Below are 25093 nucleotides of genomic sequence, written 5' to 3'. Positions count from 1 at the left end.
TCCATAAATGCCGACTCTAGCAATGAGGAAATAGAAAATGAAATAAAGGTAAAGATAGTAAAAGAAATGGTAATACAAAAGAATAACAAATGGAGCGGTGGAAAGTTGCGAAACATTCCACCGTTGTCATACCCCAACTAGCAACCAAAGGTAATAGGTAAATAGCATAAGTAAAACTGCTGCCTTCGCTATTGACCCCGGCGGCCAGCCATTTTAGATGTTACTTATGTTAGTTATTTGGACCGGATTTCTTGTTTCATAAATATGACATAAGAGATCGCAAAACACACCACTGTAATAGCAATCAAACTGGTTAATTGCGGCCATATCAGGATGAGGCTTTGGTCTAGCGGAAGTGGACTAGGAATTGCTCCCGTTCTCTGTTCCATAGACAACGGTCCAAGCGTACGTACGGATGGCGTCAGCAAAATCGTTGTGGATTCATTGAACAAGTAACTTGGAGAAAGTCTTGATAAATTTTGAATAAATCCATATTGGGCAATAGCTTCTTGTACTTGCTGACTACCGGCACTTGGCATCATAGTCTTTTGAATAAGACTGATAATCATGGAATAGAACACACTGAAAAATATCCAGATAGCAATGCCTGCAAGTGCGGATGTTGCCGGTTGTCTGAATTGAACAGAAAATAAAATACCAACATTCAGCCAAAATGCAACGTACGCGACACTTATAACGAGAAAAAGTATAATGCGCATAAACTCTTCAAAAGTTGGGGGAATCCCAATGATGAGAATTCCCAGTCCCATGACTAATAGGCCGAGCATGAAAAACAACACCACATTTATCAGAAGAGCGGAAGTGAATTTTGCATTCAGCACATAGTCTCTTGGAATCGGCTGTGCCATTAACCGGCTTAACGTTCCTTTATTTCTTTCAGAGTTTATGGCATCAAATCCTAGTGCAATTCCTAACAGCGGTCCAAGAAATGTAATAAACGTAGTGAAAGGGGGCAATGTTCCATCAGACACAGTAAATAACTTTAAAAATAAAAAGGAATCGGCTGCTATCGATTGTGCTTCTTCTGATTGAGAAATGGCATCCTGAATGGCCGTGACGGCAGTATAGAGCGAACCGAGACACGTTAAAGCAATGATCGCAAGAAGAATGATAATTCGCCAGCTTGTTAGATAGTCAGTAAATTCTTTGCGGACAACAGCCCAAAATATAAAGGAATATTTGGTGACTTCTCGGTGTTCTTTGTAAAAACCAATAGACGGCAGGATGAACTTTTTTCTGTTGAATTTACTGATGTTCATGCACACCACTTCCTTTAAAATAACGATGATAAATTTCGTCCAATCCATAGTTTTTCTGGCTTAAATAGGTCAATGAAGCACCTGATTCTATCACGGCTTTTGCAATGTGATCCGATATGTTTGCTGAGCAAAAAATTTCTAAGTGCTCAGGCGTAACGCGAATTGTTTCTACCTCGGGTAATTGCATTAAATTGGATTGAAGCTCCTTAGTTACGGGCTCAGCATTGATGTAAACAACAAAAGATTCTTCTAAAAATAGCTGCGATGCAAGGGACGCTATATCCCCTTTAGCAAGCAGTTTTCCTTCAACAAAAATTCCGACCCGGTCACAAATCTCCTGTACTTGATGTAAATGGTGAGAAGACAAGAGTACTGTGATGTTTTCTTCCTTGTTTAATCGCTTGATCAAGTCTAGGATCTCTCTTACACCTTCTGGATCAATCCCTAATGTCGGTTCATCCAAAATAATGATTTCAGGTTTTTTAATTAGTACATCAGCCAGACCCAATCGTTGTCTCATTCCTCTTGAATATTTTCCTGCCTTCTTATGTGCGGCATCAGAAAGCCCAACTTTTCTAAGCAGCGAATGAGCATCTTCTTCTGTTTCTTTTTTAGGAATTCCATTTAAAGAAGCCGTGTATAGTATATTTTCCAACCCGGTCATTGTCTCGTAAAAACCGAGGTCATCCGGTAAATACCCGACTCTTCTTTTGACTGCCAGCGGTTCTCTAATTGAATTGATCCCACACACTTCTACCGATCCTGAAGCAGGCTCACTTAAACCGAGCATCATTAAAATGGCAGTGGATTTTCCTGCACCATTTGGCCCTAATAATCCAAAAATTTCTCCGCGTTCTATGGATAAAGACAGGCGATCGACAGCCGGCGTATCATCGTAAAACTTGGTTAAATTATTTAAGGTAATGATGGTCTCGGACATGTCTTATCGCCTCCCATACTTCTTAAATAAGTAAAACAGGCCGCCTAATACTGCTAGTATAATAGCTGCGCCGGTGAATCCCCACAAAACAGAAGTTTCCACAGAAATTCTGTAGGCTGCTTCAGAGGAGGCTTCTGGTGATTCAGCTTTTAAATTAGCAACGTAGTCTCCTGCAATTGCTTCATCGCTCGCTTGAATAGTAGCTTGTACTTTTACAGAGTTTCCAGCTTCTAAAGTCGGTATGGTGTCCTCTTTAAATTCTATTTGCCAGTTTGGAGGCAGTTGACCTGATAGCTTTATATCGTGTATATCTGCTGTTCCATTATTAGTGACTTGTAAATCTATGGTTTTATCTCTGCCGGCTGTTATATCGGTATTTAGTTTTCCAGAAGGAGTGCTTAATTCAAGACTATAGGTACCAGTGATGACAGCTTCTAACTCTGCAGTGGCGGAGGTAGAACTGGTGGCAGCCTTTATTGGGATCGTAAACGTATCAGCCTTTACGTTTTTAGGCGGTGTGATTTCAACATCAATGTCTTTTGTAGAATTTGGTTCAAGTGTTGCAGACGTAATAGTATCCCCGCCTGATTTGAATTGCACATCCCAGCCATCTGCTGTGTCAGCACTTAAAGCATAATGCTGTTCTTCAGCTGTTCTATTTTTTAATGTAGCTTGATAGGAAAAAGTAGAGTCCGCATGCCCTTCCATGTTTGGCTGTTCGGAGTTGAGCTCCGTTTTAAAGGTTCCTTCTTCAGTCATATTGACTAGAAAAGAAAGAGTAGGACTTTGTCCGTTGTCCCCATTTGCGATCAGTTCAAACTGATACTTTCCTTTCTCGACCTGCAGCGGAACTTCTATTTCCACAGACAGGGTTTGGGTTCCGTTTGGTTCCACAGAAAGTTGTTCTATGTCACGCCCTCCTGATGTTATGGAAACATTCCAGTCTTCCGGCAAATCCTTCATCTCAAACGTTGTATTCATAATGGAACTGCTGTCGTTTGTTAAATCAACTGAATAATTAACTGTCTCCCCTGGAGTCACGGAAATACCAGTGAACGGAGTATAAAGGGTTGCTGCGTAAGATGAGGAAGGAAAAACTCCTCCTCCAACGAAAATGGCTAGTATAAAATAAATAAATCTTTTCCACATTTTAGAGTCCCTCCTTTATTTCTATAACTGGTACGATTGAAAATATAAATTGGATTTGTTTTTTTAAAATTTTGATGTAATATTTTTGACAGAGAAATGAGTGTGTTATGAAATGGGGTGATAGGATATGAATGAAGAGTCTGATTATTTGTTAGATCAAATCAAACAAGGGTCTCGGAAGGCATTTGACCAGTTTTATGAAAGACATAAACAGTTTATATTCCAGATTGCCTATCATTTTTTGAAAAATAGAATCGAAGCAGAAGATATTTGTCATGATGTTTTTATCGAAATTTTTCAAAACCCATCGGAGTATCGGTCTGACAAAGGCAGTATGAAAGCATGGCTTGCTGTAAAAACCAAAAGCCGTTGTTTGGATTACATAAAAAAGAAGAAACCTATTTTAAAAGACAAAATGGAAGATGTTTTAAATAATCAATGTGAAGCAACTGCAGTAACGGAAGTAAATGTCCTGTCAAGGGTAGAAAGAGAAATTGTCACTCAGGCCATGGCAAATTTACCAGAGGAACAACGTACCGTCTTGTACGGAGCCTATTATAAAGGGCAGACACAGCGGGAAATGGCAAAAAGAATGAAGCGTCCGCTTGGGACGATCAAGTCATTGGTTCGATATGGGTTGAATAATCTGCGTAAACAAAAAATATTACATAGGTGGGCTGATTCAAACGGAGGTGAAAAGAAAAATGAATAGGAAGTGCGGTTGGACAGAGGAAGAGGTGGTTGACTTCATCATGGGCAATCTCTCTGAACCAAAGGCATACCGGCTGCAGCAGCATATGGATAGGTGTAAAAATTGTCAAGATAGATATGGGCAGTGGCAAGAAATAGTAGATAACAAGCAGAAAACTGCGGCGCCTTCTCCAATGTTGAAAAAACGTATAGATAAAAGTGTCGATAGTCTTCCCCAGCGGAAAAAGAAAAAAAGACCTGCCGTTTTAGCCTCTGCGATGATCGCAAGTATAGCAATTATTATTCTCTTAATAGGTTCAGGATTGTCGACTCTGCTAACCCCATCCCAAGAGCATAATATTGTCAAGCAAAATGAAGATATTGAGTACAATGAAATCATTAACGACCCGCAAACCTCTGAGTTTGAGGTTTTACCCACAATTAATACCCACCAAGATCAAATAAAAGGAAATATTTGGATAAATGACAGAACAAACGAAATGTTTATGGAAGTAGAAGGTTTAACGGAACTTGAAGAAAAGGATTATCAATTGTGGCTTATTGACCCCAATGAACGTTTGCATGATGAACTGCTGCAGATTAGATATGGAAGTAATCAATTGTACTACAAAGGACCAGAAATGAACCAGGTGAAATGGATAATAGTTAGTATTGAACCGAAAGGAGGCAGTCACACTCCGACCGGTCCCGAAACATTCTCCGTTGATTTAAGCAGGTAATTTTAAAAAGACAAAACGACAGAAAGCTTTGAAGTATAGTAAAAAGCAGTTTTTAATTTTTTTTAGAATTTTTAGTAAGAAAAAAAGAGGCTTCCGCCATTTGGATTTGGCGGTAAGCCGTGTTTTTCTCGTTCTATTAGGGAAGTATAAGATGTTAGAACCAGTTAATAGGTTGAGGTGCGGTATTTTCGAAGACATGTTTTACTTCGGTGTATTCTTCGAGTCCTTGTTTTCCTAATTCTCTTCCTATACCTGAGGATTTGTACCCGCCCCATGGTGCTTGGGCAAAGTAAGGATGGAAATCATTGATCCATACCGTTCCCATTCGCAGCTTACTAGCTGCTCTTTCGGCTTTTCTAATATCAGAGGTCCATACCGCTCCGGCCAGCCCGTATTTGGAGTCGTTGGCTAACTGCACTGCTTCTTCTTCGGTGCTGAAGCGCTCAATTGTTAATAGCGGGCCAAAGGTTTCTTCCTGAACAATCCGCATAGACGTATCACAGTCTGTGAAAATGGTCGGTTCAAAGAAGAAACCGTCCTGCAGTTCGTCTGCTTCCGGACGTTTGCCGCCGATAACCAGGTTTGCTCCTTCCTTTATACCAATCTCTACATAGTTTTCTACTTTTGCACGATGCTCTTTTGAGATGAGCGGACCGGATTGAGTAGACTCATCAAAGCCGTTACCAAGTTTGATTTGTTTGGTTCGCTCCACCAGCTCCTTAACAAACGCATCATGAATCGTGTCTTGCACGAGTAAGCGCGCTCCTGCAGAGCATACTTGTCCGGCGTGGAAAAATACGGCATTCAATGCTTGGTCTACGGCTGTTTCGAAGTCTGCATCATCGAATACGACATTCGGATTTTTTCCGCCTAGTTCAAGCGCAATCTTTTTAAAGTTTCCTGTGGCGGCTGTCATGATTTTGCGTCCAGTTTCTACGCCGCCTGTAAAGGAAATAAGATCAACCGCATGGCTTTCTGCCAGAAGCTGTCCGGTTTTTGGACCAGCCCCCAAAATTAAGTTAACCACTCCGGCAGGTATACCGGCTTCTTCGATCAGATCTGTAACTTTAATAGTAGTTAATGGTGTGATTTCGCTTGGTTTTACAATGATGGTATTCCCGCAAGCTAAAGCGGGGGCTATTTTCCATGCCGCCTGCAAAAGCGGATAATTCCACGGTGTAATTTGTCCGCAGACGCCGACAGGTTCTCGTACAACCTTGCTTTTGGAATCTGGAATAGGCGATTCGATGACTTCTCCGCCATCTTTATCAGCCAGCCCAGCGTAGTAGCGGAAAACTTCCGCTATATCGCACATGTCTTCATAGCTTTCGGTGAGTGTTTTGCCTGTGTCCAGCGTTTCAAGTTCTGCTAATTCTTTTTTGTCGCGTTCAATCAATTCGGCAATTTTCAATACAAGTTTTCCGCGCTCTGTTCCAGGGGTATGAGGCCATGAACCTTCATCGAATGCATTTCTCGCCGCATCAATAGCTGCTTGCGTATCTGTTTCATCACCTTCTGGAACTGCTGCGATCTTTTCTTGATTGAATGGGTTGATGATGGTACGCGTTTCACCGCTGGCTGCAGAAACCCATTCTCCATTAATAAACATTTTTTTAGTATTCATATACGACCCTCTTCCTTCATAAAGACTAGATCCTTGTTTAACTTAACTAAAAACGCTTGTACTGTGAGGAGGCTGAACTTTTGTATTAGGATCAATATAGTGCTTTGCCTGGCTTATTGCTGTCGGAGCTTCACCAAAGCCTGTGGCAATAAGTTTGACTTTCCCATCATAGGTGGCAATGTCACCAGCAGCATATATACCTGAAATATTGGTTTCCATCTTCTGGTTGACCAAAATTGAATTTTTTTGCAGTTCTAAACCCCATTCTTTAATAGCACCGAGGCTCGAGAGAAAGCCATGGTTTACAAGGAGAGAATCTATTTCTAGATTTTCTGATGTTTCGCCTTTATTCTCTTTTAATTCAATAGATTGGATAAAGTTATTTTCCCCAATTAATTCATTAATGATCATCGGGGTTTTAATGTTAACCGTTGAGTCTTTCAATTGATTGACGCTGTGTTCATGAGCTCTGAATTTATCTCTGCGGTGAACAAGTGTAACTTTATCAGCGATTCCTTCGAGCATAAGGGCCCAGTCCACAGCAGAATCTCCTCCGCCTGACACACAAACACGCTGGTTTTTGAATGCTTCTAGGTCAGTAATGGAGTAGAAAAGGTTATTGCCTTCATATTTTTGAGCCGTTTCATCTTTAAGACGGCGTGGTTGGAAGGCGCCGGCTCCACCGGTAATAACAACAGTTTTAGCGTAGTGAACGGCTTTTGTCGTCGTCACTTTAAAGAGTTGTTCCTCTAGTTTTTGTACATCTTGAACGTTTTCTTCCAAGCATATTTCCGGGTCAAATTGCTTGGCTTGTTCCTCTAATTGAGCTACAAGGTCTTTTGCTAATATTTTTGGAAAGCCGGCAACATCGTAAATATATTTTTCAGGATACAATGCCATTAATTGACCTCCGGTTTGCGGCAAACTGTCAATCAGCTTAACCGACATTTCACGCATACCTCCGTAAAAGGCAGCAAATAATCCTGTTGGTCCTCCTCCGATAATAATCGCGTCTACCACATTTTCAGCACTTTTCATTTCAAATCACCTTCTTATTCGTTACTTATATACAATGACGTCCTCGTTTTCTATTCTTACTTTAAAGCTGGCGAGTTTTTTGTCAGGATTAGCCAGCATTCTTCCTTCGTTTTTCATATCGAACTCTCTTCCGTGCCAGGGACAGCGGATAACTTCGTCTTTGTGGCAGTAATGATAATCTCCGGGGGTACTCTCATCGGTCGTTGCCCCGCAAAGAAGGCTTTTGCCAAGAGGAGCCCCCTGGTGAATGCATTGATTCATAAAAGCATAAAAATTATCGTTTTGTGTTCGGCAGATAATTATATTTTTCTTGCCGAAAAAGGACTCACGTATTTCACCTGGCTGTAAATCAGATGTCTTGCAAACAACTTGTTCTTTCATGATTATTCCTCCCTCTTATCAGGCAATTTTGGATAAAAGGCTCTAGCATTTTCGGAAAATATCTTCTCTTTTAATTCAGGCTCCATATTAGGAAGGGCCCGGTAAGGAGAATCGTAATCCCAGTGCGGGTAGTCTGTTGAGAAACATAGCATTTCATCTGTACCCATTTGATCAATGAGAGACATAAATTCCTTTTTCGTCAATTCTTCAGCAGGCTGAGTAGTAATCCGAACCTGCGCTTTCATGATTTCACTTGGCTTTCGTTTCAGCCACGGAACTTCATGGCGTAAATCCCGAAATTGCTGATCCATTTTCCACATTAAATGAGGAATATGGGTAAAGCCGCCCTCAATCATCATGAGTCCAAGTTTCGGGAACTTATCAAAAACACCATTAAAGATCATATTAGCGATTATTTTCATATGAGCAGTCGGAATTAACGTATGCCATTCGATAAAGTATCTTGGCCATTTCCCGTAATATACAGGTGGTTCATTGTGATGCATGCCGATCATTAAATCGTGTTTCTCAGCTGCTTCAAAAATAGGGTGATAGTACGGATCTCCCCACATAATGTCATCAATCGGGAGTAAAATCTGCACCATTTTTGGGTGAGAGCCTACTCGTTCAATTTCTTTTACAGCTTCGTCACGATCCTGCGCTGCAATATGAACAGATCCATATAAACGTTCATCTTTTTCCAGCCAATGTTCGATTTGCCAGTCATTATAAGCCGTTGCAAGAGCGGCTGCCATTTCGTACCAGCCGTGCATAGACGAAGGCGAAGGGTCTAGGGCACCGGTTAAAATACCGAACTCATGACCTACGTCATCTAATAGCTGTTCTTGCATGAATGCTAAGTCTGAACCTGCAGGGCGTCCGTCCGGAAGAATAGCGTCTGCACGGTCAACACCTGCTGTTGCAGGCTGAGTGTAAGGCATGTGTTTTTCTTGGATCCAATGACAATTTTTCATGTAGTGTTTAAACGGTTCGTCAAGATATTCAAGGATATCTTTGTATTGCACTCTCTCGTGAATATCTGTATCTATTAGTGGAATTTGTTTTTTAGCCAATGAAAATTCCTCCTTCTCGTTTGTTTCGCAATTTAAATCGTATCAGGGCTTAAACAATGTACCAAACCTACTGAGAACGATTGAGCGCAAGTTAGATAGTTCAGTGAAGTTCAGTAAAGCTCAGTGAAGTTCAGTGACACATTTTTAATTTTTAACAAAAGGGCGGGTACCTGTTCTGCAGCTAGTTTCCAAAATAGAGGACTAAAATAATTTTTTTTTTGGAGGAATAAACCACGTCATATTTGAGAGTGTGAAAAATTCCGTAATACCTGTTCTATATAGGTTTTTAAACACACGATACAATCTGTGCGCGCTGGTGTTATAAATGGGGGCATTCAGGATAAAGAGGTTTGCAATTAATAGCAATCGTATGTACCATAAGAAAATGTTGTTGACATCCATCTATAATCACTACTACTTCTAAGAAAAAAATCATTAGATAAGAGGTGAGTATATGAGAAACGCAACTCTCGTTTTTTGGTATAGTATTGCTATTTGCGGGCTGGTTGTTTTATGGGGAGGAGCGGCTCCGGAGCATTTAAAGACGGTGACAACAAATGTGACTGCCTTTATTTCTACTAGGTTTGGGTGGTATTACTTGTTGATCATCATGCTGATACTTGCGTTTTGTGTTTACTTAATATTTTCCAGATTCAATCAAATAAAGCTGGGTAAAGACGACGACAAGCCGGAGTTCAGCCTGCCAACCTGGTTTGCGATGCTGTTTAGTGCTGGAATGGGAATTGGTTTAATTTTTTGGACGACTGCTGAACCAATTTCTCATGCGTTTATAAGCAGTCCGAATGGACAAGAAGGTACTCCGCAGGCTATCAAGGAAGCGCTCGAATTTTCATTTTTCCATTGGGGTATTCATGCATGGGCCGTATATGCATTGGTCGCGTTAGTACTGGCTTATTTTAAATTTCATAAAGGGTATCCCGGTTTGATTAGTTCCACACTTGTACCTTTATTTGGGGAAAAACGCATGGAAGGGGCCGCTGGAAAGATAATAGACATCTTGGCTGTCTTTGCAACAGTCGTAGGTGTAGCTGCGACCCTTGGTTTTGGCTCGGCCCAAATAAACGAAGGTCTTGCCTTTTTATTCAACACCCCAAATAACTATGGATTTCAATTATTCATTCTAGTCGTTGCTACTGCTTTATTTATTATTTCAGCTTGGTCCGGCCTCAGTAAAGGAATCAAATATTTGAGCAATCTCAATATGATTCTCGGTTTTTTATTAATGGTGCTTTTATTAATCGTTGGTCCTACGTTGTTAATTTTGAATATGTTCACCAATTCTGTCGGCGGTTATATTACCAACTTTTTTGAAATGAGCTTGAGGATGGAACCATTAAACGCTGACAATCGCTCCTGGATTGACAGCTGGACGATTTTTTACTGGGCATGGTGGATCTCTTGGTCTCCATTTGTTGGTATTTTTATTGCGAGAATTTCAAAAGGCCGTACGATAAAAGAATTTATGTTAGGGGTTTTATTTGTCCCAGCGGTTGTATGTTTTATCTTTTTTGCCGTCTTTGGCGTATCGGCATTAGAGCTTCAGCAACAAGGCATTGCAACTCTGTCTGACTACTCGATGGAAACGACAACCTTTGCCATGCTTGAACACTATCCACTCGGAATGATTTTGTCGTTGCTTACCATCATCGTTATTGCCATATTCTTTATTACATCGGCAGATTCTGCGACTTTTGTATTAGGAATGCTGTCCACTTCCGGTTCATTAAACCCAACAAGAGCAGTGAAGATCATTTGGGGATTATCATTGTCAGCAATGGCAGCTATTATTGTTTACTTCGGCGGAACAGAAGGACTGCAAAATGTTTTAATTGTCGCAGCCTTTCCTTTTTCAGTCGTCATATTATTAATGGGTTACTCGTTCTATTTATCTGCCAATAAAGAAGTTGTTTCTGTAAAAAGAAAAGAAAGCAGACGAAAAAGAAAACAAGAAACAGAGCAGGTTAGTTAAATCAAGTAAAACAAGCCATTCTTTACCAGATGGGCCTGGTATAAGGTGGCTTGTTTTACGTTAAAAAATTCAGTTCGAATTGGCGGGAAACCAGGTTTTTCAGAAAAAATGGTTGAAAGCTTATAATAGAAAGTATTCAAAGAAAATTGGGCAATAATAAGAAACAGTTTTTGAAAAATTAATTGTTGGGAGTGTTTTTTATGAAAGTTAATGAGCAAGTGGTGTTAGTAACAGGAAGCAGCCGGGGGCTTGGTGCTGCGATTGCAAAAGCATTTGGAAAAGAAGGAGCGCGCGTTGTCGTCAATTATGTAAAAAATGCAGATAAAGCCTCAGAAGTAGTAGAGAGCATAGGTAATGATCGAGCATTTGCTATTCAAGCAGATGTTAGAGATGAATATCAAGTCGATACGATGTTAAAAAAAGCGAAAGACCATTTCGGGAAACCGGTAACAACAGTGGTTAATAACGCTTTAGTTCATTTCACGTTTGATGCGGTGAACAAGAAAACTGCTGATACGCTTACTTGGGAAGATTACCAGGAGCAGTTCGAAGGAAGTGTGAAAGCGGCTCTTCATACAGTACAAGCTGCCAAGCAAGACATGGCTGATTTGAATTTTGGAAGAGTCATAAATATTGGAACCAATCTCTTTCAAAATCCTGTCGTTGCTTACCATGAATATAATACGAGTAAAGCTGCACTGCTAGGCTTTACGAGAAATATGGCACGTGAACTTGGAGCGGAAAATATCACAGTTAATATGGTTTCGGGCGGGTTGCTGGAAAAAACGGACGCCAGCGCTGCAACACCGGATAAGGTTTTTCAAGTCATAAAAGAAAATACCCCGCTGCAAAAAGTAACCACGCCAGAAGATGTGGCGGATGCTGTGTTGTTTTTCTCTTCTCCATGGAGCCGCGCTGTAACAGGCCAAAATCTTGTGGTAGATGGGGGATTAGTAATGGATTAAGCTCACCCATGGTGAGTTTTTTTATAAGATAGGAAAGTATAAAATTTTGCGCTTTGATGTCTAGCTTCAGCGCCCAGCCTCTTGGAGGCCCGAGATGTTTAAGGAACTTTTGCTAGGATCGCGAAATGAAGGATCTTCTGCTAAGATCGCGAACGTCCTGTTCCGGGCGCAGAAGTCAGCACATCCAGTGCAAGCCAGTTCGGCGTTCTCATAGGAGAGGCACTTGCGCTTTTCTTATTGGCGAGTAAATGGTGATTGTCGGCGAGTAAAAAGATGTTTGTGGCTAGTATTTGGCTAAAAACGGCGAGTAAATCAGCAAATGCCGATAGTATTAGAAAATAAATGATCAGCACATTTGTGATATTACACGTAATAATAGCACTCTATCTCCCACTCAGAAGCAAAATAAAGAAATGCCATGGATCAGCAACTAATGGAAAACGCTTACATATATTTATTTTTTAAGGAGGGGCCAAAATATGAGTTCAACTTCAAAGCAGCAGTAGAAAAAACAGACAGGTTCGATGCGGTGGTTGTGGTGCTGGATTTTCAGGTTGTACATGCTTCATCTTTTGCAAGGAAGTAAATAATAGAAATAAACAAGGGCACTTCCACAGAGAAAAGGAAGTGTCCTTTTCTTTGCTTGAAAAATTCAGACCATCTGATCATGTGTAAAACAATATATTTAAAAACCAGACGTGCAGAATTTTACCGTAAGAGAAGCTAAGCACATTATTAGCAATCCACTAAAATCACAGTTACAATAATAAAAGTAGAAAGTTACTTAATAAAAATAAGCGGGAGGGTTTACCTTGAAAATTGCTGCTATTATAGGAAGTACGAGAAAAGAATCATATAATTTGAAAATTGCTAAACATATCCAAGAAAGATATCGTGATAGATTTTCCCTTGATATCTTAGAAATTGGGGATCTCCCTTTTTACAATCAAGATACTGAAAACGATCCGCCGGAAGAAGTGTCTGTATTTAAGAAAAAGGTAGCCGATGCAGATGCCGTTTTATGGGTGACGCCAGAATATAACGGTTCGATTTCCGGAGCGCTGAAAAATGCGATTGACTGGCTGTCGCGCGTCGATCAAGTGATGATTGGAAAACCATCTTGGATCGTGGGAGCCTCAATGGGAGCGCTTGGTACCGTGAAAGCACAATCACATTTACGTGATATTTTATTTGCTCCTGGTTTATCTTCTCCTGTTCTTCCAGGTAATGAAGTATTAATTGGAAGTGTACATGAAAAAGTCAATAACGAGGGAAAACTAGTAGATGAAGCCACCATTTCATTTTTAGATGGTGCTGTAAATAACGTTATTCATTGGCTGGAAAAACAATTTGTTGTACACAACTAATAGGTATAATCCGTTGAGAAAAAGAATCTCAGCGGATTTTTTGCTCTCTTAGAAATTGAACTCGTAAAAAAAAGGAGGAGAGTGCTTTTGGTAAAAGAAGTATGGCTAGATGACACCAGGCTTAAAATAAATGGTTATGATGAAAATAATCTAAACGGCGTACACCAAATTTCTGTTGATTTTAGTGAACAATATCACGATATAACTACTTTACTATACAGAGGTACATTTAACGTAGCAGTTCCAGAGCGTGATATAACGTTTAAAGGAACCATTCAGCAATACTCCACCTCTATTACCAACCTGTATAAAAAAGGGCAGACAGCTGATTTTCATTTGCGATTAATTGAGATGAAATAGAAAGAAGGCATAGCAGCGATGAAGTTAAGTATATTAGATCTATCTCCCATATCTTCCGATCAGACGGCCCAACATGCATTGACGGCATCTATGGAATTGGCCCAAACTGGGGAAAGATTAGGGTATACTCGCTATTGGGCAGCAGAACACCATGACCTTCCTGGACTTGCCTGTCCGGCACCAGAAGTACTGCTTAGTTACATTGGAGCAAGAACTAATACGATCCGCATTGGATCTGGAGCTGTTTTGCTGCCTCATTATAAGGCATATAAAGTAGCAGAATTATTTAACATGATGGCAGCACTTTTTCCGGGACGGATTGATCTTGGAATCGGCCGGGCTCCTGGAGGATCAGCAGAAGTGACCAATGCTTTGTCTGATAACTTTTTACAAAACGTTGGGAAAATGCCAGATTTAGTGAAAGAACTGCTTCATTTTTTAAACAAAGATTTCCCCATTGACCATAAGTATGCAAAAGTAACCGCTTCCCCTTATCCAGAAACACCGCCTGTTCCTTGGCTTTTAGGTACAAGTAAAAAAAGCGGGCTGCTTGCGGCCAAGAACGGATTGGCTTATACATTCGGCCAGTTTATGAGTGATCAAGATGGTGCGGCAATTATTCAGGAATACATAGACAACTTTCAGCCGCGAAAACAAGGGGACAAGCCGCAAGTGATCGTTACGGTGTCTGCTCTTTGTGCAGAAACAGCCGACAAAGCAGAAGAGATCGCGCTAAGCTCACTGATTTGGGAAATACAAAAAGACAAGGGCGGAGGACAGCAAGGTGTCCCTTCCATTGAAGAAGCAAAGCATGTTAAGTTAAATGAAAAAGAAAAAGACTCGTTTTATAAAAAGAAACAAAAGATGATTATCGGCAGCCCGCATGAAGTGAAACAAAAACTAATAGATTTGCAAACATATTATCAAGCAGATGAGATAATGATCAACACGATTACGCACCATCCAACACACCGAACAGACTCGTATAAATTAATTGCAGAAAAATTTATCTCCTAGCGTAAGGAGAGTTTCCTTCTGAAAAACACATGACTTCTTGTTCCATTTCATGTATAACAAAAGGAGAGTATCTTTTTGTTAGCAGGAAGAAAAATGAAAAAGGGTAGGTCATTATGTCGGCAGAAAACATAACAAGATTAGAAGTAAATGAAAAAGAAATTGTTCTTATTGGAACAGCACACGTTTCCAAACAGAGCGCGGAGCAGGTAAAGGAAGTTATAGAAGCCGAAAAACCGGATTCTATTTGTGTTGAATTGGACGAACAGCGTTACCAATCAATAGTGAATAGAAATAAATGGAAAGATATGGACATCTTCAAAGTTATCAAACAGAAAAAAGCCACGCTGCTTTTAATGAACCTTATCATTTCCTCTTATCAAAAACGAATGGGAAGTCAATTTGGTGTGCAGCCTGGCCAAGAAATGATCCAAGGAATACAATCTGCAAAAGAAACAGACGCCAATCTTGTTTTAGCAGATAGAGATATTCAAATAACGTTTGCCCGTATTTGGCATGGAGTAGGTTTTTGGGGAAAAATGAAATTGTTCTTTCAGATGATTTACAGCTTTTTCTATAATGAGGACATTTCCGAGGAAGAACTTGAAAAATTAAAATCCCAAGATATGCTTGATGCGATGCTTAACGATTTGACGGTATATTTTCCAAAATTAAAAGTTCCTTTAATTGATGAACGAGATCAATATTTATCGCAAAAAATTAAGGATGCACCTGGTGAAAAAGTGGTAGCTGTGTTAGGAGCTGCTCACGTTCCAGGCGTGAAAAAACAAATAGAAAAAGAACATGATTTATCACGATTATCAGAGCGGCCGAAAAAGTCAAAAGCTCCTGCTATCATTGCCTGGAGTATACCGATTCTTATTCTTGCTGTGATTGCGTACACCTTTTATGCGAATCCTTCTGTTGGTTTGCAGCAGTCGATCAGCTGGCTGCTTTGGAACGGGTCGTTTTCTGCCCTTGGAACTGCGATTGCATTAGGGCATCCGCTTGCCGTTCTGACAGCCTTCGTAGCTGCACCAATTACCTCTCTTTATCCACTCGTTGCGGCTGGATGGTTTGCAGGTATCGTACAAGCGTATATGAGGCGGCCAAGTGTTAGTGATTTTGAAACGCTGAATGAAGATGTTTATAGTGTAAAAGGCTTTTGGGGCAATAAAGTAACTCGTATTTTACTAACGGTTGTGCTTGCGAATTTAGGAAGTACATTAGGAACCATGATAGGCGGGGCGGATGTCGTCCGTTTATTTATAGAAAACTTATAAGCAGATTTCTTTTCTTTCAAGATCGTCTTTGCCATAATTTATACGGAAGCAAAGAAAGGAGAGGACGACAAGGTGGGACATACGGATACATCAACAGCCCCATTGTTTACACCATTTACTAGTGACCGTTTATCGCTGACCAATCGTACGGTAATGGCACCAATGACACGGCGTTTTTCACCAGAGGGTGTGCCCGGGGAAGATGTAGCAGCTTATTACCGGCGCCGAGCTGAAAATAATGTAGGGTTGATTGTGACAGAAGGAACAGGGATTAACCATCCTTCTTCTGTTTCAGGCTCAAGCATCCCGGTTTTTTATGGAGAAAAAGCTTTAAATGGCTGGGCTAATGTCGTAAAACAGGTTCATGAAGCAGGCGGAAAAATTGTGCCTCAGTTATGGCACGTCGGTATGACAAGAAATATCGGCGACCTGCCAAACAAAGAAGCACTCCCGGTTGGGCCATCCGGTCTCAACTTATCCGGTGAAAAGGTAACAGAGCCTATGACCGAAAAAGAAATCGAACAGATGGTGGAAGCTTATGCTCAAGGAGCAGCTGCTGCAAAACGGATCGGTTTTGACGGAATTGAACTGCATGGGGCACATGGTTATTTAATCGATCAGTTCTTCTGGGAAAAAACAAACCAGCGGACAGATCGTTATGGCGGTGATATAGTGAGCCGCACTCGTTTTGCTGTCGAAGTCATAGAAGCATGCCGTCGTGAAGTCGGCCCTGGTTTTCCAATTATTCTGCGTTTTTCTCAATGGAAAATGAGTGACTACGGAGCAAAGCTTGCTGATTCACCTGACGAGTTAGAGCGTTTTTTAAAACCTCTAACAGAAGCAGGTGTTGATATTTTTCACTGTTCAACTCGCCGTTTCTGGGAGCCGGAGTTTGAAGGCTCTAACTTAAACCTTGCTGGCTGGACGAAAAAATTAACGGGTAAACCAGCCATTTCTGTTGGTTCAGTAGGTCTTGACGAAGAATTCACAAGCGGCAGAGGCGCTGAAACAACCAGTCTGGACGGTTTGATGAAAAGACTGAATAATGAAGAATTTGATCTTGTCGCCATCGGACGTTCTCTATTAAAGGACCCGGAGTGGGTCGAAAAAATTCGCAACGGTAAAGCGGAAGAGCTGCTGCCTTACAGCAGAGACTCTTTAAAAACATTATATTAATTGTTTTGGAGCTTTCCCCAAACCAGAAAGGGGATGGCTCTTTTTTGTACTTTAGAAAAGTTAAAGGATAAAAGTATAAGCAAAACTACGACTTCCGCCATAAGATCTCGGCGGCAAGCTGAGTTTTTCTAATGAGCCTGCTAAGCAGCGAAGTTGTTCATAAAAGAGTAAGTAATAAGTGAAAAAGTAGATCATAAATACATAATTTCACAAATATTTTCTCGAGCACGGTTCAAATGTTAAGCTTTCTGTTCAAAATGTGGGGCATGGCCCCGTCAAAAGAGATCAAAGCTCATAAACTCCGCAATGTCAATTTTTAAATAAAGAGCAGGTACTGGCAAATGAAAGATTCTTTTTTCTAAAATTGAATAAAGAAAATGACTGCAAATAAAGTGAGAATGATAAGAAGAACAAACAGCAAGGAAAACTTCCGTGAAGTATAAGCTTCTTGTATTTCCTGCCAGTTTACTGGTTTAATGCCGCTTAACCAAAAGACAACAATAGCAGATAGAACAATAGATGAAGTGTTCACTAACAATAATAGAAGTGGAGTAAGGGCACCCTCCCATTTTGCCGCTCCAACCATCATACCAAATACGACAGCTGGCGGCAGCAAAGCGACAGACACCATCACCCCGACGAAGGCTTCGGACACGCGTTTTACAAACGAAATCGCTCCTGCAGCCCCAGACGCCAGGGCCGCAATAATATCAATTAATTCAATATTCATGCGTGATAAAAATTCTTGACTATTAACGGGAAGGGCAAAAAAATACCCGAACGTGATCGCAACTCCTATAGGAAGGATGAGGCCATATAAAGCTGATACTAAAGCCTGCCGTAACAACTTATAGTCTCCTAGCACAGAAGCAAATGCAACCGCTGAAAAAGGACCGATGATTGGGGCTATCATCATCGCACCGATAACAATAGCAGGACTGTTTTTTACAATGCCGGCTGTAGCTACAAGCGCCGACAATAATAAAAACCAAGAGAAACTTTTACTGATCTTACTTGATTCCAAAACGACGGAATATAGTTCATGCCGGCTTGCACGGATCAGATCTCGTTCTTCTGATTTTTCGTCTTCTCCTTCTAATTCTTCTTTTTTATCTTCTAAGTGTGGAATATAGGTTTTCAAGGAAAATAATAGGGCACTTAATTTGTCATTTTGATTAGATGCTTGCTCTAAATAATTTAGAATTTCTTCTGAATGTTTGGTTTCTACTAAAATTCGAACAAGTATATAATCCGAGGACTCATATGACGTCCATTGGGAAATAATGTCGAACTTTTCTACTGCGTTTTTTATTACAGGAAATGTTTCTTGCGGAACATAAACTTCAATAAGCTGTGTCGTCATCTGATTATCCTCCATAAAAGGATCTACAGATTAGTTTTCTATTTAAAAAGAAATCTTATTCTTAAAAAATGAGTAGAAAGATCAAAAAAGACGGCAAGGCAGCATTTAGCTTGCCATCTTTTTAAGTAAATGAAGGATGCTTTTTTGAGGATTTTTCCATTTATTTCAAATGCTGGCCGGGAATTAGCATTTACTAGGCGAACGAAACGATTTACTAGCCGTTTTTATCAAAATACTAGCCAATCTATCCGAAATACTATCCATTTCTTTTCGGCTTAATGTCTGTTTCTTCTGCATCCATATCAAACTGCTCTTGGACATCGTATTGAATCTTTTTTTCCGTTAATTTTTCTTTTTTAAATGTGATATCAGGTTGGATGTTGTTATTTCTGCTCGCTTGCTCGTTCCAGTCGCTCACGTCAATCACTCCTCTTAACTGTTTAGTAAATAGTCTGCGATAATAGCATTCGTTTTATGAGTAGATACTTTGATATGTTACAATAGATCATAATGATTACGATTAAGGTAAAGGAGTGGAAAAAGTATGTCAGTGACAGAACATCGTAATGAAGCACCGCATACAGCGGCTTGTATGATTATTACAGTTTCAGACACACGGACAAAAGAGGATGACAAAAGCGGCAGGTTAATAAGTGAATTCCTTGAATCAGCCAACTATACTGTCCAAGACCATAGAATTGTAAAAGATGAATACGAAGACATACAACAATTGATTGATAATGCCGCTAAGGACGAAAAAATTGATGCAGTTTTATTAAATGGCGGTACAGGGATAGCGAAACGTGACACTACATATGAAGCTGTACAAAAGATGCTCGAAAAAGAAATACCTGGTTTCGGTGAATTATTTCGCTATTTAAGCTATGTGGAAGATATAGGATCTGCTGCCATTTTAAGCAGAGCTGTTGCAGGAGTGTATCATGACACAGCTATCTTTTCGATGCCTGGTTCCTCAGGAGCCGTACGTTTGGCTATGAATAAAATCATCATACCTGAGTTAGCACATGTGATTCGGGAAGTTCGTAAGGATCTTTAATACAGGAGAATGTAGTACAAGCCGCTTGAGTATATACTTTTGCGGCTTCTTTTTTATACTTTGGAAAAGTTTAAATTTGTTAAAGGGTCAAAGTATATTGCCATTTTGGAACTTGGCGGGAAGCTAAGTTTTTCTAAAGGAAAGTTTTCATTTGGTATATTGCTTAAGGTCTCGGCGAGCAAGCAGAGTTTTTCTAAAAAGCAGGAAGAAAGAAAGTAATTATTGAATTGTAAGTGAGAACCCTTCATAATAGAAAATTGGATTTTTAACTTTTTTGCACTGTTAGGAAAGTATAAAATTTTTATTGGTAAACAGTATTAAGTAAAACTTTGGCTTTCGCCATAAGGACTCGTCGATAAGCCGAGTTTTTCTAATGTAAAATTGATTGGAAATGAAGGTGAAACATATGTCGGACCATTCAGAAAATGGAAATAAAATTACCTCATTACATTTCCGGTTCGGACCATTTGGGGCGGCTTTACCACTTGTCTTTTTTGTGGCCTGGGCTGTGACGATCAGTGTATTACAGATATCTTCTGAAATCGGTTTAGTAATGGGAGCGATGATTGGACTGACCATTGGCTTGCTGCTTTGTAAAAGCCGATGGGAACATTATGCTCAAGGTTTGTTTGAAGGTTTGTCTCAACCTGTAGGGGTTGTAGCTATTGTAGCTTGGTTTTATGCAGGGATGTTTTCTCAAGTGCTGCAGCTGGGCGGATTAGTAGAAGGTCTTGTATGGATAGGTATAGCGACAGGCGTTACCGGAGGACTGTTTGTTGCGCTTACATTCATTCTAGCTGCTGTATTTTCTACTGCAGTTGGAACAGGATACGGTACTACTGTTGCTTTTTGTACGTTAATGTTTCCGGCAGGAGTAGCAACAGGAGCTGATCCCGTTATGCTTTTTGGAGCGATTTTAGCAGGAGCAGTATTTGGTGATAATTTAGCTCCTGTTTCGGATACGACTATTGTTTCTGCTACCACACAAAATGCAGATGTACCAGGAGTTGTGCGAAGCCGTTTTAAATATTCGATTGCAGCAGCTGTTCCTTCTGTTCTGTTATTTGCTGTTTTTGGAGGAAGTTCAGCTCCGATCGGAGAACAAGGATCTCTTTCTACTATTATGAATTCAACCGATCCAATCGGTTTGATTATGCTGCTGCCTTTTGTTTTAGTCCTTATTTTAGCGTTAAGCGGTCATCATCTATTAACTTCTTTAACATGGGGAATCATTTCTTCGATTCCGTTAATTTTGTTATTAAACTTAGGAACATTCAGTGATATTATTCATTTTGATGCTTCATCCGATGATATTATACAAGGCGCGCTTATTGAAGGAATTAAAGGATATGTGAATATGGCTGTGTTAATATTATTAATTGTAGCAGCTGCTCATCTTATGCATTTAGGAGGAACCATGCAGGCGATCACAAATGGTGTTATTAAGTGGGTTCGCTCCTCGATGCGCCGGGCAGAATCGGCGATGTGGGGAATTGTGGCGCTTTTAAATAGTGCCATTACAATTAATACAGCAGCCGAAATTGCTGCTGCCCCTTTTGTCAGAGCCATAGGAGAAAAATATCGTATTCACCGATATAGAAGAGCGAATATGCTCGACGCTGTTACTTCTGCTTTAGGCTATATTTTCCCATGGGGAGCACCTGTTTTACTAGGCTGGTCCACCATTCAGAGCATGCAGGAGACATACAACTGGCTTCCGATTGTCCAGCCAAACGAAGTATTTCCATTTGTCTTTCATGGCTGGTTTTTAGCTCTCATTATGCTTATTGCTGCATTGACCAGCTGGGGATTACGGTATGAAGGCAAAAAAGGAGAAGCTTTGAAGGAAAAACCTAAAGAATAATATAAATATAGTTGTTACAAGAGCCGTCCTAATCAGGGCGGTTTTTTTGTCTGTAAAATGATACTTTTTCAGCTGTTCTATATTATTTGGTAATGTCTAGCTTCAGCATCCAGGCGTTCGGGCACACACGATAAAGAAGACGTGCACGTCCTGTGGTATAGACGACATTAGTACTTCCCGCAAGTCGACGTGTGCGTTATTTAGGAGAAGTTCTTTTACCTTAGCCGAACTTTTAAGGCATTTACACTTTTGTTTATATTAAAGGGTTTGTATCACAGAGTATGGAGGAATAATAAAGATATTTGAGAATGGACTGCGTGAAAGGAGGTACATAGAATGATTCAAGATTCGATAGATCAAATGAAAAAACAAGTAAGGAATTGGTTAAAGGAGCATGATGAGCGTACTTTTCGAGAAACGTTTTTAGATTGGCATGCAAATGATCAGATGCAAGTCATCCGGGAACTGGAAAAACAAGAACGCCGTCTTCTTTATGAGTGGCTGACACCGGCGGAGTTTTCCGATATATTTCAAGAAATGGATTATGAAGACCAATTTTTCACAGTAAAAGAAATGAATGAAAATTATGCAGCTGAAATGTTGAATGAAGTAAGTGCAGACGATGCAGCTGCATTTTTTGATAAAATTCCAATGGAAGAACGAAAAGAGTCCCTGCTTAAAATGATGGACCCGGCCGAAGCAGCCAAGGTACGAGAAATTTTGTCCTATCCCCGCGAAACGGCAGGGGCCATCATGACGAAGGAATATTTAGAAATTTTTGCAGACCAAACCGTTAGAGATGTCATGACTTTTCTTAGAAAAACGGGTCAGGATGTAGAAACAATTTATTATTTGTATGTGGTAAATGGAGAAGGGAGTCTTGTTGGAGTAGTATCGCTTCGTGATGTGATAGTAAATAACGAAAATGCCGATATACGAGATATTATGAGCACACGAGTAGTTTCTGCAGAGGATGACCTTGACCAGGAAGAAGTAGCTAGAATGATAAAAACATACGATCTTCTAGCTGTACCGGTTGTTAATAAACAAAAAGACCTAGTTGGTATTGTGACAGTGGATGACGTCATGGATGTACTAGAAGATGAAATGACAGAAGATATTGGTGAGATTTCTGCTTCAAAAGGGTCAACGGATACGAATTTGACTGCTGTTCAAGCGGCTAAAAAAAGAGCGCCCTGGATTGTGCTTCTCATGTTTCTTGGTCTGATAACCGCAAATGTCATAGGGCAATATGAAGAAACCTTGGAGGCAGTTGTGTTGTTATCGGTGTTTATTCCGTTAATTATGGATTCGGCTGGTAATACAGGCACACAGTCCTTGGCTGTCGTTGTACGCAGCTTAGCAACAGGTTCGTTTGAAAGAAAAGGAATTTCGCAAATGTTAAAGCGTGAACTTGGCACCGGTGTGCTGATGGGACTAATATGTGCGGTGGTACTTATTATAACGGTTAGCATTATATACGACAGTCCCATGCTTGCAGGAATTGTTGCTGTTTCTATTTTCCTCACTTTAAGTGTTGCTGCTTTCATTGGAGCGGTCCTTCCGCTGATTATTAATAAACTTCATATTGACCCGGCTGTCGCATCCGGACCGTTTATTACTACGCTCAATGACATTATTGGATTATTCATTTACTTCACCATTGCTACTTCATTCATTCAGCATCTTTAAAAAGGGGTTGCCCCATAACGTGGGTCGGCTAAGTTTTTTAATTAACTTCAGCTGAAAAAAACCTTTTGGGACAGCCCCTTCATCATTTCTAATAGAGATGAGAAATGACAATTTCCCTTAAAAATTTCTAGCTTTCTAAGCAGTGAAACGCTTTAATCGAATTAATAATATTCCATGAGGTGATTCATCACTTCAAAATCATGTCTGCTTCGTTCGCCTAAATGGTTGTGGAATGATCTTCCCTAAAAAACTATCTTCTATCCCCGCCAAAGATATTATTAAACAAACTGCCGGCAAGACTGCCCTCTCCTTTAGATCCTCCTTCTTGAGGCATAGCAGCAAACACACGGCTTGCCAGACGGCTGAATGGAAGGGTTTGAACCCAAACGGTTCCTGGTCCTCGCAAGGTAACGAAAAAGACTCCCTCTCCGCCAAATAATGCAGTTTTCACACCGCCGACAAACTCCACATCGTAATCTACCTCTCCTGTCATTGCAGCGAGACAACCTGTGTCGACACGCAATGTTTCCCCAGGTTCCAGCTCTTTTTTATGAATGGTGCCGCCAGCGTGGATGAATGCCATTCCATCCCCTTCGAGTTTTTGCATGATAAAGCCTTCTCCGCCGAAAAAACCGGTACCTATTTTCCGTTGAAATTCCACCCCGATAGAAACGCCTTTTGCTGCTGCAAGGAAAGCGTCTTTTTGACATATTAATTTTCCATTTATTTCGCTTAAATCCATGGGAATAATTTTTCCGGGATAAGGGGAAGCAAAGGAGACGCGTTTTTTACCGTTCCCTTCGTTTGTAAAAGTAGTCATGAAGAGACTTTCTCCTGTAACGACTCGTTTTCCAGCACCAATCAATTTTCCGACGATGCCTCCATCATTAGATGAACTAGAACCATCTCCAAAGATAGTTTCCATTCTAATATTATCTTCCATCATCATCAAACCGCCTGCTTCCGCAATAACGGTTTCATCAGGATCCAATTCCACTTCTACAAACTGCATGTCATCTCCGTATAACGTATAATCGATTTCGTGATTATTCATATTAAATCATCCTTTTGTAGTGAGATAATAATACGTAAATTTTTATGTTGTATAGTAAAAATATACCATACATGAATGGTTAATAACGGAATTTTTTGAAAAAAACATGCGGATTGTAGATGACTTAGTATGTTTGTCCACACATCAAACCATTTGGTCCATATGATGAATGAGGAAGGGAGGGTTTATGATGAAGCTGTATTTAGACCCCGGACATGGAGGAAGCGACACAGGAGCTAGTGGGAATGGATTACTAGAAAAAGCTGTTAATTTGGATATTGCATTAAGAATAAGAAATATTTTGTTAAACGAATACCAAAATGTTGAAGTAAGAATGAGTAGAAGAACCGATAAAACCGTAAGTTTAACCCAGCGAACCAATGATGCTAATCAATGGAATGCTGATTATTTTTTATCTATTCATTGTAATGCATTTAATCGTCAAGCAAGAGGATATGAAGATTATATCCACAATAGTTTATCTGATTCTTCTCAAACGGCTCGATTGAGAGATATTATGCATAATCATATTACTTCTGTTAATCGTTTATCTACTCGAGGAAAGAAAAAAGCTAATTTTCATGTATTAAGAGAAACAAGAATGCCGGCATTACTAACAGAAAACGGATTTATTGATAATAGTAGCGATGCAGCAATCATGAGAGAATCATCATGGCGGCAGGCGGTTGCACGCGGACATGTTAATGGATTAGAAGAGGCTTTTAACCTTCAGCAAAAACAAGATTATGGCACCTTGTACAAAGTGATAGCGGGGTCTTTTGAAAATAGAGAAAATGCCGAAAACCGTGCTGCTTTATTAAAAGACAACGGAATAGAAGCATTTGTTGTATTAACGACGATTTCCGATAAAATATGGTACCGGGTTCAAGCTGGGTCATTTAAATATAGAGATAATGCAGAAACACGTGTAGAACGGATAAGGCAGCTAGGGATTGAGGATGCTTTTATTATCATTGATCATGAAGACAATGA

At 40.2% G+C, this 25093-nt stretch carries 22 protein-coding genes and 1 pseudogene; 13 read left to right on the top strand and 10 right to left on the bottom strand.

Going from position 1 to position 25093, the window contains the following annotated elements:
* Positions 1-233: 233 nt before the first annotated feature.
* The 3 genes from CEF16_RS09850 to CEF16_RS09840 are packed head-to-tail and all read right to left on the bottom strand — an operon-like array spanning position 234 to position 3369.
* Positions 234-1280, bottom strand: coding sequence for an ABC transporter permease (locus CEF16_RS09850; protein WP_245917823.1), 1047 nt, complete (start codon positions 1278-1280; stop codon positions 234-236).
* Positions 1267-2220 (bottom strand): ABC transporter ATP-binding protein, encoded by a 954-nt coding sequence (locus CEF16_RS09845; RefSeq protein ID WP_091587870.1) that lies wholly within the window; start codon positions 2218-2220, stop codon positions 1267-1269. Before CEF16_RS09845 ends, CEF16_RS09850 begins: the two co-directional genes overlap by 14 nt.
* Before the next feature lie 3 nt (positions 2221-2223).
* A complete protein-coding gene (locus CEF16_RS09840) occupies positions 2224-3369 on the bottom strand; it encodes a COG1470 family protein (protein WP_091587868.1) in 1146 nt (381 codons plus the stop codon).
* A 127-nt stretch (positions 3370-3496) separates the two neighbouring features.
* On the opposite strand from CEF16_RS09840, the gene CEF16_RS09835 reads away from it, so the two are divergent.
* Both CEF16_RS09835 and CEF16_RS09830 read left to right on the top strand, forming a co-directional pair.
* The gene (locus tag CEF16_RS09835; protein ID WP_091587867.1) at positions 3497-4081 is read left to right on the top strand and encodes an RNA polymerase sigma factor; all 585 of its coding nucleotides are present in this window, start codon (positions 3497-3499) and stop codon (positions 4079-4081) included.
* Positions 4074-4799, top strand: a complete 726-nt coding sequence (locus CEF16_RS09830; RefSeq protein ID WP_091587865.1) for an anti-sigma factor — start codon at positions 4074-4076, stop codon at positions 4797-4799. The genes CEF16_RS09835 and CEF16_RS09830 overlap by 8 nt, the downstream gene beginning before the upstream one ends.
* 154 nt (positions 4800-4953) lie before the next feature.
* Here CEF16_RS09830 and betB read toward each other — a convergent pair whose 3' ends face one another.
* The 4 genes from betB to CEF16_RS09810 are packed head-to-tail and all read right to left on the bottom strand — an operon-like array spanning position 4954 to position 8915.
* Positions 4954-6423: a betaine-aldehyde dehydrogenase gene (gene betB, locus CEF16_RS09825; RefSeq protein ID WP_091587863.1), complete on the bottom strand. Its 1470-nt coding sequence runs from the start codon at positions 6421-6423 to the stop codon at positions 4954-4956.
* A gap of 42 nt (positions 6424-6465) precedes the next feature.
* Positions 6466-7461, bottom strand: coding sequence for an NAD(P)/FAD-dependent oxidoreductase (locus tag CEF16_RS09820; protein WP_091587861.1), 996 nt, complete (start codon positions 7459-7461; stop codon positions 6466-6468).
* Positions 7462-7482: 21 nt separating this feature from the next.
* Positions 7483-7842 carry a Rieske (2Fe-2S) protein gene (locus CEF16_RS09815; protein ID WP_091587859.1) on the bottom strand — a complete coding sequence of 120 codons (360 nt, stop codon included), beginning with the start codon at positions 7840-7842 and terminating at the stop codon, positions 7483-7485.
* 2 nt (positions 7843-7844) lie between these two features.
* Complete coding sequence (locus CEF16_RS09810; protein WP_091587857.1) at positions 7845-8915, bottom strand: amidohydrolase family protein; 1071 nt, start codon at positions 8913-8915, stop codon at positions 7845-7847.
* Between the two features lie 454 nt (positions 8916-9369).
* On the opposite strand from CEF16_RS09810, the gene CEF16_RS09805 reads away from it, so the two are divergent.
* The 7 genes from CEF16_RS09805 to CEF16_RS09775 all read left to right on the top strand — a co-directional run bounded on the left by CEF16_RS09805 (position 9370) and on the right by CEF16_RS09775 (position 17070).
* Positions 9370-10905, top strand: coding sequence for a glycine betaine uptake BCCT transporter (locus CEF16_RS09805; protein ID WP_091587855.1), 1536 nt, complete (start codon positions 9370-9372; stop codon positions 10903-10905).
* Between the two features lie 200 nt (positions 10906-11105).
* Positions 11106-11870, top strand: a complete 765-nt coding sequence (locus tag CEF16_RS09800; protein ID WP_091587853.1) for a 3-oxoacyl-ACP reductase — start codon at positions 11106-11108, stop codon at positions 11868-11870.
* An 812-nt stretch (positions 11871-12682) separates the two neighbouring features.
* Positions 12683-13237, top strand: coding sequence for an NADPH-dependent FMN reductase (locus CEF16_RS09795; protein ID WP_091587851.1), 555 nt, complete (start codon positions 12683-12685; stop codon positions 13235-13237).
* 87 nt (positions 13238-13324) lie between these two features.
* Positions 13325-13597 carry a DUF3219 family protein gene (locus tag CEF16_RS09790; RefSeq protein ID WP_091587850.1) on the top strand — a complete coding sequence of 91 codons (273 nt, stop codon included), beginning with the start codon at positions 13325-13327 and terminating at the stop codon, positions 13595-13597.
* 18 nt (positions 13598-13615) lie between these two features.
* A complete protein-coding gene (locus CEF16_RS09785; protein WP_091587848.1) occupies positions 13616-14614 on the top strand; it encodes an LLM class flavin-dependent oxidoreductase in 999 nt (332 codons plus the stop codon).
* A gap of 113 nt (positions 14615-14727) precedes the next feature.
* A complete protein-coding gene (locus CEF16_RS09780) occupies positions 14728-15894 on the top strand; it encodes a TraB/GumN family protein (RefSeq protein WP_091587846.1) in 1167 nt (388 codons plus the stop codon).
* A gap of 72 nt (positions 15895-15966) precedes the next feature.
* Entirely contained in the window at positions 15967-17070 is a 1104-nt protein-coding gene (locus tag CEF16_RS09775; RefSeq protein ID WP_091587844.1) for an NADH:flavin oxidoreductase, read from the top strand.
* 358 nt (positions 17071-17428) lie between these two features.
* On the opposite strand, the gene CEF16_RS09770 is transcribed toward CEF16_RS09775, so the two are convergent.
* Together CEF16_RS09770 and CEF16_RS23750 are read right to left on the bottom strand one after the other, a co-directional pair.
* Positions 17429-18433 (bottom strand): TIGR00341 family protein, encoded by a 1005-nt coding sequence (locus CEF16_RS09770; RefSeq protein ID WP_091587842.1) that lies wholly within the window; start codon positions 18431-18433, stop codon positions 17429-17431.
* Positions 18434-18689: 256 nt separating this feature from the next.
* A complete protein-coding gene (locus CEF16_RS23750; RefSeq protein WP_170031803.1) occupies positions 18690-18851 on the bottom strand; it encodes a hypothetical protein in 162 nt (53 codons plus the stop codon).
* A 126-nt stretch (positions 18852-18977) separates the two neighbouring features.
* On the opposite strand from CEF16_RS23750, the gene CEF16_RS09765 reads away from it, so the two are divergent.
* From CEF16_RS09765 to mgtE, 3 genes are all read left to right on the top strand, one after another.
* Positions 18978-19490 carry a MogA/MoaB family molybdenum cofactor biosynthesis protein gene (locus CEF16_RS09765; protein ID WP_091587840.1) on the top strand — a complete coding sequence of 171 codons (513 nt, stop codon included), beginning with the start codon at positions 18978-18980 and terminating at the stop codon, positions 19488-19490.
* 406 nt (positions 19491-19896) lie between these two features.
* The gene (locus CEF16_RS09755; RefSeq protein WP_091587836.1) at positions 19897-21354 is read left to right on the top strand and encodes a Na+/H+ antiporter NhaC family protein; all 1458 of its coding nucleotides are present in this window, start codon (positions 19897-19899) and stop codon (positions 21352-21354) included.
* A gap of 336 nt (positions 21355-21690) precedes the next feature.
* A complete protein-coding gene (mgtE, locus tag CEF16_RS09750) occupies positions 21691-23046 on the top strand; it encodes a magnesium transporter (RefSeq protein ID WP_091587834.1) in 1356 nt (451 codons plus the stop codon).
* Positions 23047-23296: 250 nt separating this feature from the next.
* On the opposite strand, the gene CEF16_RS09745 is transcribed toward mgtE, so the two are convergent.
* Entirely contained in the window at positions 23297-24100 is an 804-nt protein-coding gene (locus CEF16_RS09745; RefSeq protein ID WP_091587832.1) for a TIGR00266 family protein, read from the bottom strand.
* Positions 24101-24287: 187 nt separating this feature from the next.
* Between CEF16_RS09745 and CEF16_RS25110 the strand changes: the two are divergent.
* Positions 24288-25079: pseudogene (locus CEF16_RS25110) on the top strand (N-acetylmuramoyl-L-alanine amidase); the annotation flags it as partial.
* Positions 25080-25093: the final 14 nt, after the last annotated feature.

This window comes from Alteribacillus bidgolensis, assembly GCF_002886255.1.
GTDB lineage: Bacteria > Bacillota > Bacilli > Bacillales > Marinococcaceae > Alteribacillus > Alteribacillus bidgolensis.
The sequence above is the reverse complement of the archived record's forward strand: the minus strand, read 5'-3'. Positions and strand labels throughout refer to the sequence as shown.

What these genes read in the sequence shown, in the direction of transcription:
- CEF16_RS09830 (WP_091587865.1), top strand. Translation starts at nt 4,074, where the DNA reads ATGAATAGGAAGTGCGGTTGGACAGAGGAAGAGGTGGTTGACTTCATC.
- CEF16_RS09840 (WP_091587868.1), bottom strand. Translation starts at nt 3,369, where the DNA reads ATGTGGAAAAGATTTATTTATTTTATACTAGCCATTTTCGTTGGAGGA.
- CEF16_RS09755 (WP_091587836.1), top strand. Translation starts at nt 19,897, where the DNA reads ATGTCGGACCATTCAGAAAATGGAAATAAAATTACCTCATTACATTTC.
- CEF16_RS09745 (WP_091587832.1), bottom strand. Translation starts at nt 24,100, where the DNA reads ATGAATAATCACGAAATCGATTATACGTTATACGGAGATGACATGCAG.
- CEF16_RS09845 (WP_091587870.1), bottom strand. Translation starts at nt 2,220, where the DNA reads ATGTCCGAGACCATCATTACCTTAAATAATTTAACCAAGTTTTACGAT.
- CEF16_RS09765 (WP_091587840.1), top strand. Translation starts at nt 18,978, where the DNA reads ATGTCAGTGACAGAACATCGTAATGAAGCACCGCATACAGCGGCTTGT.
- CEF16_RS09770 (WP_091587842.1), bottom strand. Translation starts at nt 18,433, where the DNA reads ATGACGACACAGCTTATTGAAGTTTATGTTCCGCAAGAAACATTTCCT.
- CEF16_RS09785 (WP_091587848.1), top strand. Translation starts at nt 13,616, where the DNA reads ATGAAGTTAAGTATATTAGATCTATCTCCCATATCTTCCGATCAGACG.
- CEF16_RS09780 (WP_091587846.1), top strand. Translation starts at nt 14,728, where the DNA reads ATGTCGGCAGAAAACATAACAAGATTAGAAGTAAATGAAAAAGAAATT.
- mgtE (WP_091587834.1), top strand. Translation starts at nt 21,691, where the DNA reads ATGATTCAAGATTCGATAGATCAAATGAAAAAACAAGTAAGGAATTGG.
- CEF16_RS09800 (WP_091587853.1), top strand. Translation starts at nt 11,106, where the DNA reads ATGAAAGTTAATGAGCAAGTGGTGTTAGTAACAGGAAGCAGCCGGGGG.
- CEF16_RS09835 (WP_091587867.1), top strand. Translation starts at nt 3,497, where the DNA reads ATGAATGAAGAGTCTGATTATTTGTTAGATCAAATCAAACAAGGGTCT.
- CEF16_RS09805 (WP_091587855.1), top strand. Translation starts at nt 9,370, where the DNA reads ATGAGAAACGCAACTCTCGTTTTTTGGTATAGTATTGCTATTTGCGGG.
- CEF16_RS09815 (WP_091587859.1), bottom strand. Translation starts at nt 7,842, where the DNA reads ATGAAAGAACAAGTTGTTTGCAAGACATCTGATTTACAGCCAGGTGAA.
- CEF16_RS09850 (WP_245917823.1), bottom strand. Translation starts at nt 1,280, where the DNA reads ATGAACATCAGTAAATTCAACAGAAAAAAGTTCATCCTGCCGTCTATT.
- betB (WP_091587863.1), bottom strand. Translation starts at nt 6,423, where the DNA reads ATGAATACTAAAAAAATGTTTATTAATGGAGAATGGGTTTCTGCAGCC.
- CEF16_RS09820 (WP_091587861.1), bottom strand. Translation starts at nt 7,461, where the DNA reads ATGAAAAGTGCTGAAAATGTGGTAGACGCGATTATTATCGGAGGAGGA.